This window comes from Segatella copri, from assembly GCF_009494835.1.
Lineage (GTDB): Bacteria > Bacteroidota > Bacteroidia > Bacteroidales > Bacteroidaceae > Prevotella > Prevotella copri_F.
In genome coordinates, this window is record NZ_VZBE01000040.1 from 19224 (window position 1) to 33956 (window position 14733).

The 14733-nt window shown below is 48.0% G+C and carries 13 protein-coding genes; 5 read left to right on the top strand and 8 right to left on the bottom strand.

Annotated elements, in window-relative coordinates; translation table 11 throughout:
• Window positions 1–104: 104 nt before the first annotated feature.
• The 7 genes from F7D47_RS06095 to F7D47_RS06125 all read right to left on the bottom strand — a co-directional run bounded on the left by F7D47_RS06095 (window position 105) and on the right by F7D47_RS06125 (window position 7544).
• Window positions 105–1202 (bottom strand): hypothetical protein, encoded by a 1098-nt coding sequence (locus F7D47_RS06095; RefSeq protein WP_153085127.1) that lies wholly within the window; start codon window positions 1200–1202, stop codon window positions 105–107.
• A 215-nt stretch (window positions 1203–1417) separates the two neighbouring features.
• Window positions 1418–1927 (bottom strand): hypothetical protein, encoded by a 510-nt coding sequence (locus F7D47_RS06100; RefSeq protein WP_153085126.1) that lies wholly within the window; start codon window positions 1925–1927, stop codon window positions 1418–1420.
• A 56-nt stretch (window positions 1928–1983) separates the two neighbouring features.
• A complete protein-coding gene (locus F7D47_RS06105; protein ID WP_153085125.1) occupies window positions 1984–2997 on the bottom strand; it encodes a CHC2 zinc finger domain-containing protein in 1014 nt (337 codons plus the stop codon).
• A gap of 3 nt (window positions 2998–3000) precedes the next feature.
• Window positions 3001–4533: a hypothetical protein gene (locus tag F7D47_RS06110; RefSeq protein ID WP_153085124.1), complete on the bottom strand. Its 1533-nt coding sequence runs from the start codon at window positions 4531–4533 to the stop codon at window positions 3001–3003.
• 227 nt (window positions 4534–4760) lie between these two features.
• Window positions 4761–5396 carry a hypothetical protein gene (locus F7D47_RS06115; RefSeq protein WP_153085123.1) on the bottom strand — a complete coding sequence of 212 codons (636 nt, stop codon included), beginning with the start codon at window positions 5394–5396 and terminating at the stop codon, window positions 4761–4763.
• Window positions 5397–5527: 131 nt separating this feature from the next.
• Complete coding sequence (locus F7D47_RS06120; RefSeq protein ID WP_153085122.1) at window positions 5528–6550, bottom strand: hypothetical protein; 1023 nt, start codon at window positions 6548–6550, stop codon at window positions 5528–5530.
• Window positions 6537–7544 (bottom strand): hypothetical protein, encoded by a 1008-nt coding sequence (locus F7D47_RS06125; protein WP_153085121.1) that lies wholly within the window; start codon window positions 7542–7544, stop codon window positions 6537–6539. The genes F7D47_RS06120 and F7D47_RS06125 overlap by 14 nt, the downstream gene beginning before the upstream one ends.
• A gap of 800 nt (window positions 7545–8344) precedes the next feature.
• Between F7D47_RS06125 and F7D47_RS06130 the strand changes: the two genes are divergently transcribed.
• Window positions 8345–8437, top strand: coding sequence for a smalltalk protein (locus F7D47_RS06130; protein ID WP_022121332.1), 93 nt, complete (start codon window positions 8345–8347; stop codon window positions 8435–8437).
• 37 nt (window positions 8438–8474) lie between these two features.
• On the top strand, window positions 8475–9017 hold the full coding sequence (locus tag F7D47_RS06135) for a DNA-binding protein (protein ID WP_153073906.1): 543 nt from the start codon (window positions 8475–8477) through the stop codon (window positions 9015–9017).
• Between the two features lie 255 nt (window positions 9018–9272).
• Here F7D47_RS06135 and F7D47_RS06140 read toward each other — a convergent pair whose 3' ends face one another.
• Window positions 9273–9560, bottom strand: coding sequence for a hypothetical protein (locus F7D47_RS06140; protein WP_153085120.1), 288 nt, complete (start codon window positions 9558–9560; stop codon window positions 9273–9275).
• Window positions 9561–9798: 238 nt separating this feature from the next.
• Here F7D47_RS06140 and F7D47_RS06145 point away from each other — a divergent pair, with 238 nt between their 5' ends.
• The 3 genes from F7D47_RS06145 to F7D47_RS06155 all read left to right on the top strand — a co-directional run bounded on the left by F7D47_RS06145 (window position 9799) and on the right by F7D47_RS06155 (window position 14733).
• A complete protein-coding gene (locus F7D47_RS06145) occupies window positions 9799–11265 on the top strand; it encodes an SLC13 family permease (RefSeq protein WP_153085119.1) in 1467 nt (488 codons plus the stop codon).
• 45 nt (window positions 11266–11310) lie between these two features.
• Window positions 11311–12144, top strand: coding sequence for a type II pantothenate kinase (gene coaW / locus F7D47_RS06150; protein ID WP_022121336.1), 834 nt, complete (start codon window positions 11311–11313; stop codon window positions 12142–12144).
• 369 nt (window positions 12145–12513) lie between these two features.
• Window positions 12514–14733, top strand: coding sequence for an anaerobic ribonucleoside triphosphate reductase (locus F7D47_RS06155; RefSeq protein WP_153085118.1), 2220 nt, complete (start codon window positions 12514–12516; stop codon window positions 14731–14733).

The window sequence follows — 14733 nt, forward strand, 5'->3', positions numbered from 1 at the left end:
TACTAGAGCCCCACCCTCTAAAGCAAGACCCTACAAATCCTTTTCCACTAAATATTCCCATAACTACTCTATTTTTTATGATTAATAATGAATAATCCTCCTTGCTAATCTACCCGATGAAGGTTTTCAAATCCACTCTTGGCATAGATATGTCCATCACTACCCTTATAATAGGTACGCTGTGCCAAAACAGAAAGGGCGATGATACCGGCTATGACCATCAGCACCTGAAGGATAATCTTCAGAAGCACGATGATAACTCCCCAGGCTGCTATCAAAAGTCCGACGAGATAAATAACGGAAAAGATGGTGACTATCAAGCCCTTGCCTGCGCCCAGCGCCTCGGCATTCTTCTTGACAGAGATGGCGATACCCGAAACCAAAGTACCCACGAAAAGGATGAACATGATGGCGTCGCTTACCATCCCTTGCCATCCAAGCCATAACTGCACGATCATGGCATAGGCTATCAACACCGGTAAGCAGGCGGCAAGACTCACCATAGCAGGCTTAAGACTAAGCTTCCCCTTCTCCTCTGCAGGAACATCAGCGAAGACCAAGGTCTCAAACATCTTAAATGTATAGAACTGCAAAGCCACTACTGCGCCAAATGGGATTACCCGGAATAAAGAGCCAAAGAACCCATAACGGTCGTTGTCGCACCACCAAAACATATCTCCACCAAGAACCTTGTAGCCTACCACTTCTATGATGGATATGAGAAGCATGCAAACCGGTATAACCTTCAGCGCCAAAGGAACAGCCGGAGAACTCTTGCGAGCCACGAAGAAAGTGGCCAGAATCATACCCATCAATATAAGTACCAGCACAGCAGGCGTATAGGTGGCATAGAAATGACCCAGGGCGGAGTGTTTCTTCACCGTGTCCTCGCTCAATGGATTGACCGTGCCCTCAGGATTGTCGGCGCTGAACTTCAGATCTCCCATATACGCCATATAGGATGCGCCATCCTTCTTGAATGCCACATAATATCCGTTGGCCTTTCCGCACGACTCGATTTCCATCCCCTTCGGAAATTTCACACTTTGGATAGGCTCGCTTATCTTCCAAAGCGAATCGGGCTTCGAGGCTACCATACACTCGATGGAATCTCCCCAAAGAGGATCCAGTTCAAACTTTTGAGCCGAGATAGACAGACAGCTCAATAACGCAATGAAGAAAAAAGCTAAACGATGTTTCATGATAGTTTGTGATAATTAAATGATAAACTAGGGAAATACTAGCAATATAAATTGCCATACGTTTGCAAAGTTAGCTTTTTTTTCTGTACCAAGGGGAGTTTTCGGTAAAAAAAAAGTTTCATTACGTAAAAACATGATGATTTTTACGCAATGAAACTTCTGGGAAGCCGAGAAAATGCAGTTTTTCTTGCCAAGATTCCCTTACCCCCCATTTTCTATTCTATCACTACCACTACCTCGCTGCCCCTGACCATCGCCTTCTTCACGCGGTCGAAGAGCTGGAGGAAGCGTTCCTGACTCTTGAGTACGAACCCGGGCGCATGAGCCTCGCCGATGAGGATGCCACCCTGGCGCAGACGGAACGGACCATTGCCCGGCTGCATCATGGGACAAGGAAGGGCATAAAGTTCTTCCAGACACCCGAACTCATGACTCTTGCGCTCCATGCGGCAAAGCTTGCAGGTTTCGGGGAGAGGCAGAGAGGAAGATGAAGAAGAATCATCCCTTATCGGTTCGAGGAAAAGCATCTGGCGGGCGAAGCATTTGCATTTAGCCACCATGATGTGATATTCACCCGGCTCCAGACAGCCACCCTCGCGCTCCATCGTATCACAAATGTACTGATGGCCTACAACGATACCCTGGCGATTAACTACTTCCTGACTAAGGCGACCAACAATGGCGCCATGATCTCTACGAAAACGATTTAAAAACAACTTCATCATAACACGTAACAACTTAAAAACAACAATAGAAAAACATTTGAAATTCACATTCACTTTCACATTTTCTGAACGTAAAACGACTGGTAATAATCAGACAAATCCTTGCAACCTTCCGGCAACTGATGGTACACCAGCTGAGGAAACATTTCCTTCAGTTTCATATAAAGACCAATGCCCGGCTTGTCCTGATCAGGCCACATGTGAAGATTCCTTCCCACTAAAAGATTGCGACATTCTTCATTACAAAGCGTAGCACTCGGGATGGCTATTGCCTTGTAACCCATAGACATAGCGCTCCAACAGTCGGTACATCCCTCGGTAATAACCAATGGCTCTTTTTCTGTCACCTGCGGCAATATCTGCATCCCATATACCATCGGCTTGCTACCTGGTGCAAACTTAAACCGCGGTTTTTCTTCAGTCTTATCTCCCAGATATCTGCTCTGAACCGTCAGCAGATTGCCATGAACGTCATAATAGGGAATCAACAGGGAAGGACCATCAAAAAACTTTCCACCAAAGCGATAGCCAGCAATGGAGAAATCTGTGCTCACCACTCTACACCAATAGATATATTCCGGGCGCAACTTTCTCTGAAAGAACAGGAAATCCTTGGCTTTATCTGTCAGTTGCTTGCCCATGAGCATACGCATCAGATAATCTACGTCAGGCTTATGCTGAAACTCGCCTCTGAGATTGAGCCTGTCCGTATCACATTCTGATTTTCTATGCTCAGCAACAGCTTTATCCCGATGAAGCACCTCCTTACGATTTCCCGCAGAATGATTACCGGCGCTGATATTGAATCTTCTGCACAGCCATTGGCAAGCCTCCGAAAAAGAGAGATTCTCCCGTTTCATCACCAGGTCGATATTATCTCCACCCCACCCGCATGCAAAGCAATGACAAGTGTTGGTGGAAGTCCAGAAATGCAAACTCGGATGGGTATCATTATGACTGATACAAAGGGCATTATGATACCGCAAACCCATTCCCAATTCATCAGCAACCTCCAGGATGCTGATAGCTCTAAGTTTAGAGAGCGTATTTGAATCAATATATTCTGCCATCTTCTAATTGTCTTTTTTAATATTACCATCACCAATAGTGCCTTTCTGCTGCGTCTTTCTAAGCACCTTTCTATCCTCGCCCTTTGCTGGTTTTTCGAGCCATCCCCATCTGCGCCAGTTGCACACCATGTTGCGGGCAGGCGTCCTGAGCCCCTTCTGCTTCAGAAATTCCTCCAGGAACTGATAAGAAAATTCCTGCGGCAACTCGCTGAAATAGTCTACAGTATGATAAGGCTCTCCTTCGCCCTCGGCAGAAATCTGCTCGAAAGCCTTGCCCCACCGCTGCAACATATTCTGCAAGATGCGGTCGGCACAAGCCAGATAGGTCTGTCTTACCAGTTTCCGGATTTCCTTCTCGCTCTTCTTCCCTTCAACTTTGTAAAGCACTTGCATGAGGGCAGCGATGCGGAAGGCTGAAACCGAACTGCGCTTGTAGAAGACATCCATCGACTTGGACATGGTTTTCACCACCTGCTGGCGGCAGTCGTTACACCATTTTACCACCGTCTTGTAGAGCCAGCTCATATCTTCCTCTATCTCCTGATGGAATTTTCCATCTTCCTCATAGCACAACCCGAAGAGCTTATCCAACGTATTCTCCAGCTCATTACGCTGCATATCGGTCAACGCCTGAAACTGTGGCGGATTGTCGCCCAGATGACTGATGAGCGGGCATAAGATGGTTCGGGTTACAGCACCGCCCTCAATGGCAGCCTTGTTCATATATCTGCTCACCGCACTCTGGGTGCCGCAGAAAACGAACGACAGCAAGGCATCTACCATGGCACTATAGCTGGATTCGCTCATGAAATCCTGACCATAGACGCTGCCCAGATCGTATGCCGTCTTGATAACCTGCGAGAGGTCGGCAAACTGGCGCTTGGCAGAATGCACGATGGCAGAAATCTCATCGGCAAATTCGAAGAGCGTCTTCGGAGCACCATAGAGCTTGACGGCTGCATCGCATCGCTTGATAAACATGGTGAGCGATACGGTTTCGGGCAGGATGGTGATGTCGGTCTTCGGTTCGGGTGGCAGCTTGCCGTCCTTCTTTCCCTGGCGTCGCTTCAGGGCAGCATACTCCTGCTCCTTGGCTCTCATTTCGCTGTCGCGCTCGATGAAAGGTTTCATCAGGGTACGCATGATGTATCTGGCAAACGACTTTCCGCTCGACTGCTCGCCCTCTACGATGACCTGCAACACGATGGCCGATTTTTCTCCCTGATTATCATACACATACTGTATTCTGACACGTGTAAGATAAACGCTGAGCATGGCAGCTGCCACCACCAACGTAGGATACTTGAGGTCAGAAGGCGAAGTGATCATCCATTCTCTGATGCCCGACGGATAATCCTTATCGGCAATCAGATGATGCATGGGCATCTCCTCATACTCTTCAGCCTGTTCAGCCAGCTTTTTTCCTATCAACCCAGATGATACCTTGTTATTGATTCCGCCCTTGGTATCCTCAGGCTTTGCCACTGGATTAGTCCGAGACGCTTCCTGTGGAGGTATTTTCTTTCCTTTTTCCATAATCCCAATCATTGATTATTTCTGTATGCAAAAGTAAGGAAAAAAAGCCTCCCAGGCAATAGGCGTCCTGCCGGTTCGCCTCCTACTAAGCCTCATCGCCGGCAACTAAGCCTTCCGCTAAGCCTCCAGCTCATCTGAAGGCAAAAAAAAGCACTCTTTGCTTGCAAACGAAGCAAAAAGTGCTGATACTGTATTATTTCTAAAAAATCTTCTGTTCAGATATGTTCCTATTCTTTTATATTATCACCCCCACTGACATAAGAAAGAACCAAACGGCGAACCACGGCATGAATGTCTTCATTAGGGAACTTTTGGCGATATTTCTCCGTAAGGTCTTCGCAGAAATACATCTTGCTACCAACCGTAGAAGAAGGAATATTTTGCTTTATAAACACATCGTATGTTGCAACAGGCTTGCCATCCTTTGTGTCGACAGGCACAATATTCTCCTTATACCAACCTTGTCCAGATGCGGTAGGGAACAATCTATAATTGTCCTTATACTCCACTTTACCAGCGATGTCCAGTATATATCCGTCAGCAGACTTATCGTCCTCAGGATTCACCGCATATAGCATAAATGAAGCAGGAAGAAGCCTCGAGTATTTTTTTATGACAAACTGATATTTCTTGCTTCCTCCAAAAGGAGGGTTTGCCTTCAAATCCTGCTCTATATCCTCACGAATTTGTGGCGCATCCACCACAAACTCTACTTCGCCAGTATAATTGACGACAGTTTTCGATGACTGTGGCTTTGGCAGAATAACTTCATCATTGTCATTATTGTCATTGCTGTTGTCACACGCACAAAAAGCCAAGACTACCAACAGTAGTAAGACTGATTTTTTTACAAAATACTTCATATACTAATTTGTTTATCAAACCTATTCTATTGTTAAACGTAGAATATGCCTAAAACTTGCTCTATTTTACGTTTTTAACATTCCATCTAAAACTTGCCAACACTCACAAGAAGCAATCATTTCCCCGCTTCCTACTGCCCCTTACGGTAGATGGCAACAAAACGTTTGGCGATATTGATGAGTTTCTGCCGGGCATTAGGATCACTTACATCATCAAAACTCCAGTTGGGAAATTCGCCACGCATCTTGGAGAAACGCTTGGAGATGGCACCGCCATTGGTCAGGTCGGAAGGCAGACCCAGCTGCTCTGTGAGATACTTGCAGAAAGATGCGCCATTATCAAATTTGCCTTCAAAATCGTTGATATCAGAGAGCGCCACCATAATCAGGGCATAGTCTTTCTTCAAAGGAATGGTCTTCTCGTCTATCATCTTCTGCAAGGCTCGCTTTACTCTTTCTCCCTGGCTCAAGTCACCCCATTTCTTCTCATTATCTTCTTCCGTTTTTTCCTGCCCGCCGTTTTCCTGATGCTCATCGTCTGTCACTTCCAATTCCAATGTCCTCTTCTGTTCAGGCTCGAATCCGTGCAGATAATCTTCATCATTGTTCTGGCGCATCAGTTCATTAATCTGAGATGAAACGAAGAAACCATCCTCGCCATAATAACCGATATTGGCTGCCAGCCGCTCAACCACATCCCGGTTCTTCACGACTGCTCCGAGGCACCGCTGAGAAAACTCCTGAGTTACGTAGCCTCTCCATTGCCCCATAATCATTGAGCAAAATTGAAACACTTTCGACTCCAAAGGCATCATCTGAAGTATCACAGCTGCCATATACAGGATGACAAATACGATTCTCTGCCGCTCTTCCAGAGCTGTAGCATACCCATCCTCGTCGACATAGTTTTTCTCATATTGCCCTATTCCCTCCACAAAGGCAAGGCGGCTCTCGGTATCGGTATGCGAAAACATCATTTTGTCTACGATGCAGAATACCTCATAAAAAACATCCTCGCATGAACATCTGGACGTAGGAAACCACGTCTTATCATTGAAGATATCATGGGTGATGGCTCTGAAAACCTGATAAATCATGTGTTGCGAAAAAGATTTATCTACCATCTGTCTGGTCTTCATCTTAAATAACCTCATCGTCGTAACCCTTTATATCATCAAGAATCACATCAAGAGAATTGATTAAAGCAAACTGAGAATTCCCATGACAATCGCAACAGACAGCATCTCCATTAACCAGAGCAACAATCTCAACATCGGAGATTTTCACCTTGGTTCGTTTCAGCGAACGGGAAGAGGTGCACGGACCTTTCCAATAATATACCTTGATGCCGTAATCTTCCTTGCTGCACAGGTTCACCATCAAGGCAATGTCTCTGTTTGCCTTGTCTAAGTGCAACTGCTTACCTTTATCTGTACCAAATTTTACCTCATACATACTGGCATTGAGACACTCCATTAATGACTGCTGCATCTGTAATTGCATGACAAAGGAATATGGCGCATCGCTGAGAGACTGATGGCGAGGAAAAGAAAACACCACAGCCCTTGGCCTGCAGCCAGCCTTGATTCTTTCAGCCACGGCATCAAAGAAATCACCAGGTGGCAACTTGGCAGAAATCACCATATTCCAGCCATATTGATTCGCCACCCTGTTGATATTATCACGCAGAAGAGCCACCACCTTGTCCTGTCCCCTTTTGCCGCCGAAGATTCTAGATTCTTCCACAAAAAGGAAACCTCTGTTGGGGCGATTATCAATGATTACCTTACAGAAAGGCTGGTTATGAATTTCATTCTCCTTAAAGTTACTCCAATAAAATTCTTTTTTGTCTGCGCATACATCCAGCACAGCCACACCTTCGCGAAATCCCAATATTCGGTTGTCGTGAATAACGTCTTCCTCATTCTTCCGTGATTCCACCAAAGTCATTTTCTTGCTTTTCAGCAAACTGTCCATTACCTTCTCGAAACCAGTCTGACATTCCTGATATTTTTCAGGCGATGACATTTCGAGAAAATCCAAGGGTAGAGTACCCTCGATACTTGAAAGATTCCGGCTTTTGCAGAAATCATACTTGAAGACAACAAAAGAAGTCTTTTCTGTGCTGTTTTTAGTTCGTCCAGTCATTAGCTTCTGGTTTAAATTATACCATGAAAGTTATTTTCCATAGCAACTACAAAAGTAACACTTTTTCCCCGAATAAACAAATAAATTCTAAATTATTTTTACCAAATTGTCTTTTTTCATAAAACCATCAAAACAAAATGTGAATGTGAATGTGAATTTGAAATGTAAATCAATGTATCGGGTTGTTCCATCCTTTCCTTTTATAGGATATTGCGAATGAAATTCAGTCCTCGCGCGCGTACCTTATTATATATATAATATTAACCTATTATAATGGCTACTATTACTCAAACACGATTATACGCTTCTCCTTCAGGTAACATTGAAAAACATTTCAAATTCACATTCACATTCACATTTTTGCCTTTCCTCCTATCCACCAGCTAACCCACATAGCAAGTAACTGTGCGCCCGATGCCCCCAAAACTGCGTGGCGACGCGCCGCCAGCCACGTCCCGACGCAGATGGCGATACGTCGGGACGTAGCGCCGACTGCATCGGGACGCAGTTGGAAAGGCAAAACATGCCATATAATGTTAACAGATTTAACATTTAATTTAATGGCCATTAAATTAATGGCGGTTAAATTAGGCGGAAGAGAATGGGATATGAGGGAGGAATGCACGTGATTCGGGACAAGGATGCACGTGATTCGGGACAAGGATGCACGTGATTCGGGACAACTATTGTTTTTCAGAGAAAAATGTTGTATCTTTGCATTGTCATTCAAAGATAAGCTGAATTAACCACTAAAAAAAAAACTGATTGTTGAACCATTAAAAAAAGAAAGGAAAAAGAAAATGAAAAAGGAAGTTTGGAAAACTATCTTGCAGGTGATTATCGCTGTACTTACTGCCGTAGGCACCACGCTCGGCGTTACCAGCTGCATGTAAACTGATTTGTTTAACCATTAAAAAAACGATTTGAATTATGGGTATTAAAGTAAAAGCAATTGAGCGCAACGTAGCGTTCGAAAAAGGTAAGCAAAAGTGGGCATTCGTGATGCAGGCTGAACTCTACAGCCAGCTCAACGCCACGAAGGTGATAGAAGAAGCTGCCGTTCGCAGCGGATTGCCTAAGGCGGTAATCAACGCCGGATGGTCGGCCATAGGCGAAGTGATTGCTGCATGGGCCACCGAGGGCCACAGCGTGGCTGTGCCAGGACTGGGCAGCCTCCGATTCGGTCTTAACTCTACCGCCGTAGAGGATGTGAACAAGGTGAGCGCCAACCTCATCACCCGCCGATACATCATCTTCGTGCCTAACACCGACATCAAGAAGGAACTCGAAGAGACCTCCGTCAACATCACCTGCTACGACCGAAACGGCAAGGTGGTGAAGCAGGTTACCTCTACCGATACGCCTCCTACTACCCCATCCGACGGCGATAATCCATCCGGAGGCGACACCCCATCGGGCGGCGATTCTACTGGCGGAACCGGAAGCGAAACCGGCGGCGATGGACTTGAATAAAAGGTGCTGAGCCTGAAAAACTAAAACCCTCCCCAGGTCTTAAAAAGTCCTAGGGAGGGTAAACTTTGTCTGGCAGTTAAATTGTTTACGCAATGTACCATACCAGACGCCCGAATACAACATGCTAACCCACCTTTCCCCTTACGGAATCAGCATGTCGCCTACAATCCTTTATGCCTCAAATAAATAATACTTTTTTCTTATAACCGATACTAGCCTCACGGCTAATGCCTATTAAAAAACTTTTATCTCAATTCAAAACATGATGGTAACATATTCTGCAGCGATATCAACCAGCTTCTTGCGGCGGGCTACACCTATTATATAATGAGCCTCCTTCGCCGAACAGTGGAAGTATTTCTTCACAGCTGTTACCAGTTCTTCCTTGCTTATCGAGCATATACCCTTAGGATAAGCCTTGCGGATAGCCTTCTCGATGTCTGCCATCTTATATTCATGGTGGCGCTTGTGGAAGTACTGCGATACAATGATAGAGAGAACTATCACGAGCAGGATGATAATAAATACTACAGACTTGTTCATTTCCTTATCTCCTTTTAATTGATTAGACAATATTAGGTTCGCTGAATCACCCTTCCGGGTGCTCCAAGTTTTCGGCATCACCGATAGCCGTTATCGGTAAATCCTCTGCAAATATAGCATTTTTTCTTGAAACTACAACATTTTTCGGCATTTTTTTCACTATTTCTGCAAAAAAACTTGCTAAATACAAAAAAAACACGTATTTTTGCAAGAAAATAATCCTTAAGACAGAAAGATAATGCAAGAAACTGTAAAGAAAGTATTGAATGGCGATTTTAATCGCAAGAAAGCATTGCTGTTTCTCATAACAGCTCTGCTTACCGTTATCGTCTGGAACCTGCCCATCGACAGCTTCGGCATCGACGGGCTCACCATTGTGCAGCAGCGCGTCATCGCCATCTTCGTCATGGCCGTGATGCTCTGGCTCACCGAGGCCATACCGGCATGGGCAACCAGCGTAGTGATCATCTTCGTGCTGCTGTTCTTCGTCAGCGACTCCGCCTTTAAGATCATGCAAGGCTCGGAGGCAGAGATGGGCAAGCTGCTCGACTATCAGGGTGTGATGGCGTGCTTCGCCGACCCTACCATCATCCTCTTCCTGGGCGGTTTCGTACTCGCCATAGCCGCTACCAAGAGCGGACTCGACGTGATGATGGCGAAGGCCCTGATTGCGCCATTCGGCAAGCGTTCTGAGAACGTGCTGCTGGGTTTCATGCTCATCACCGGCATCTTCTCGATGTTCATCTCAAATACAGCCACCGCCGCCATGATGCTCACCTTCCTCACACCGGTGTTCAAATCATTGCCGCCTTCGGGCAAGGGCCGCGTGGCGCTCACCATGGCCATACCTATCGGAGCCAACCTGGGCGGTATGGGTACCCCTATCGGAACCCCGCCTAACGCCTTCGCATTCAAGGTTTTGAACGACCCTGCAGGACTCAACCTGGGTCTCAGCTTCGGCGACTGGATGCTCATCATGGCCCCTATGGTGCTCATCATGCTCGTGATGGCATGGATCATCATCCGCAAGATGTTCCCGTTCTCTGCCACGACCATCGAGCTCAACATCGAGGGCAACATGCAGCACAACTGGCGCACCACGGTAGTGGCCGTCACCTTCCTCGCAACCATCGTGCTCTGGGTATTCGGCAAGCAGCTGGGCATCAACGCCAACACCGTGGCGATGCTCCCTATCGCCATATTCGCCCTTACGGGAGTGGTTACAGCCAAGGACCTGAAGGAGATTGACTGGGCTGTCATCTGGATGGTGGCAGGCGGATTCGCCCTCGGATTGGCGATGAACGGCACCGGTCTGGCCGAGGCAGCCGTAAAGAGCATTCCGTTTGCAGAATTCAATCCGCTGGTCATCATGATCGTATCCGGACTGGTATGCTTCATCCTGAGTAACTTCATCTCCAACACCGCCACCGCCGCCCTGCTCATCCCTATCCTCACGGTGGTATGCGCCGGCATGGGCGACAAGCTCAACACCATCGGCGGCACCTCTACCATCCTCATCGGAGTAGCGGTATCAGCCAGCTGCGCCATGTCGCTGCCTATCTCAACCCCTCCTAACGCCATCGCCTACTCTACCGGACTCATCCAGCAGACCGACATGGTGAAGGCAGGACTCACGGTGGGCATCCTGAGCATGATAGTGGGCTACGCCGTGCTCATCACCTTCTGCAAGATGGGTGTGCTCTAGAGGGGCATCATCTGCGAAAATACACATTATTATATATATAAAGGAATGAAAAAGATTGTTATAGGAATCGACGTAGGCATCTCTACGACCAAGATTGTGGGCATCGATGAAAGCGGCGTGGTGGTAAGCCCCATCCGCATCAAGGCCACAGACCCTATCACCTCGCTCTACGGAGCCTTCGGCAAGTATCTTCACGACAACAAGATTGCGCTGAGCGATGTAGAACAGGTGATGCTCACAGGCGTAGGTTCTGCCTACATCGACGAGCCCATCTACGGACTGCCTACCTCGAAGAGCGAGGAGTTCGTGGCCGACGGACTGGGCGCCCGATACGAGAGCAAGCTCGACCGCATGATCGTGGTGAGCATGGGAACCGGTACATCGCTCGTAAAATGCGATGACAACGAGATAAGGCACATCGGAGGCATCGGCATAGGCGGCGGAACCCTGGCAGGACTGAGCCGCATCATGCTCAAGACCGACGACATCAAGCAGATTATCAACCTCGCCAAGGACGGCGACGTGAGCAAGATAAACCTGCTGATAGGCGACATCAGCGCCAAGCCTCTGCCCGGACTCCCGATGAACGCCACCGCATCGCTCTTCAGCAACGCCAAGGCCAACGCTTCGCGCGAAGACATCGCCATGGGACTCATCTGGATGGTGCTGCAGTCGATAGGTTCGGCTACCATCCTCTCATCGCTCGAATCGGGCATCAAGGATTTCGTGCTCATCGGCAACCTCACCCTGCTGCCGCAATGCCGCGAGGTGTTCCCAGCCATGGAGAAACTCTACGGAGTGAGGTTCAGAATACCGAAATACTCGGAATTCTGCACCGCCATCGGAGCTGCGCTCGACTATAAGCGACAAGCAAAATAATCACCCCCGAATCGCCGCAATGCCCTATACACGGGCGTTGCGGCGATTTTCATTTCCACCCCCTGCCACGGCACACAGACAACAAGGGAAAAACGCACACAAGCGCACAAAATGCGCAACACGCTGATAGACAATAACTTAAACGTTTCGGAAAACGGAAATTTGTCAAAGTTTTCCAAAACTTTTTCGTTTCCTCCTGATTATCAGTGACTTAATATTTTTTAACGATAAAAAAGTTATCCAAAAGTAATTACTTTCAGAAATTATTTATATCTTTGCAATGTCAAAAGGAGGTACATATCTACCTCTTCAAGTCATAAGGACTTAATACTAAGTAATTTAAACATCAATCGTAAAAGTAATACTAAAATGATCCAGACAGTAGTAAAGCGTGACGGACGCATCGTTGGATTCAACGAACAGAAAATCATGGCAGCCATTCGCAAGGCCATGTTGCATACAGACAAGGGTGAAGATACCACTCTTATCGAGCAGATAACCGACCACATCTCTTATCGCGGCAAGAGCCAGATGAGCGTTGAGGCCATTCAGGACGCCATCGAGATGGAGCTCATGAAGAGTGCCCGCAAAGATGTTGCCCAGAAGTATATCGCATACCGTAACCAGCGTAACATCGCCCGCAAGGCGAAGACACGCGACGTATTCATGAGCATCGTCAATGCCAAGAACAACGACATCACCCGTGAAAACGCCAACATGAATGCTGACACACCAGCCGGCATGATGATGAAGTTCGCTTCAGAAACCACTAAACCATTCGTCGACGACTACCTCCTCTCAGAGGATGTACGCGACGCCGTCATGCACAACTATATACATATTCACGATAAGGACTATTACCCTACAAAGAGTCTCACCTGCGTGCAGCATCCGCTCGACGTGATTCTGAACCATGGTTTCACAGCCGGTCACGGTTCAAGCCGTCCTGCCAAGCGCATCGAGACCGCAGCCGTGCTGGCTTGTATCTCTCTCGAGACCTGCCAGAACGAGATGCACGGCGGTCAGGCTATCCCAGCCTTCGACTTCTATCTGGCTCCATACGTACGCATGTCGTACCAGGAAGAGGTGAAGAACCTGGAGAAGCTGACAGGCGAAGACCTGAGCAACCTCTATGATGCGCCAATCGACGACTATCTGGAGAAGCCGCTCGACGGACTGCAGGGCCGCGAACGCCTGGAGCAGCACGCCATCAACAAGACCGTGAACCGCGTGCATCAGGCGATGGAGGCATTCATCCACAACATGAACACCATCCACAGCCGCGGCGGTAACCAGGTAGTATTCTCAAGCATCAACTACGGTACCGATACAAGTGCCGAGGGCCGCTGCATCATGCGCGAAATCCTGCAGAGCACCTATCAGGGCGTAGGCAATGGCGAAACAGCCATCTTCCCTATCCAGATATGGAAGAAGAAGAGAGGCGTAAACTATCTGCCTGAGGACAGAAACTACGACCTCTACAAGCTGGCGTGCAAGGTAACAGCCCGCCGTTTCTTCCCTAACTTCCTGAACCTCGACGCCACCTTCAACCAGAATGAGAAGTGGCGTGCTGATGATCCGGAGCGCTACAAGTGGGAGATTGCAACCATGGGCTGCCGCACCCGCGTGTTCGAAGACCGCTGGGGCGAGAAGACCAGCATCGCCCGCGGTAACCTGAGCTTCTCTACCATCAACATCGTGAAGCTCGCCATCGAGTGCATGGGCATCGAAAACGAAAAGCAGCGCATCGACATGTTCTTTGCCAAGCTCGACAATATCCTCGACATCACAGCCAAGCAGCTCGACGAGCGCTTCCAGTTCCAGAAGACGGCGATGGCCAAGCAGTTCCCTCTGCTCATGAAGTATCTCTGGGTAGGCGCAGAAAACCTGAAGCCGGAAGAGACCATCGAGAGCGTCATCAACCACGGAACCCTGGGTATCGGCTTCATCGGATTGGCAGAATGCCTGGTTGCCCTCATCGGCAAGCACCACGGCGAGAGCGAGAAGGCACAGGAGCTGGGACTGAAGATTGTTACCTACATGCGCGACCGTGCCAACGAGTTCAGCGAGCAGTATCATCACAACTACTCTATCCTGGCTACTCCAGCCGAGGGATTGAGCGGTAAGTTCACTAAGAAGGACAGAAAGCAGTTTGGCGTCATCCCTGGCGTTACAGACCGCGACTATTATACCAACTCTAACCACGTGCCTGTATACTATAAGTGTACAGCCCTGAAGAAGGCACAGGTCGAGGCTCCATACCACGACCTGACCCGTGGCGGCCACATCTTCTATGTAGAGATTGACGGCGATGCTACCCACAACCCTTCTGTTATCGAGAGCGTGGTAGACATGATGGATAAGTACAACATGGGTTACGGCTCAGTAAACCACAACCGCAACCGCTGTCTCGACTGCGGCTACGAGAATGCTGACGCCCACCTCGAGGTTTGTCCTAAGTGCGGCAGCCACCACATAGACAAGCTGCAGCGCATCACCGGTTATCTGGTAGGTACTACAGACCGCTGGAACAGCGGCAAGCTTGCCGAGCTCCATGACCGAGTAACCCATATCGGAGGAGAAAAGTAA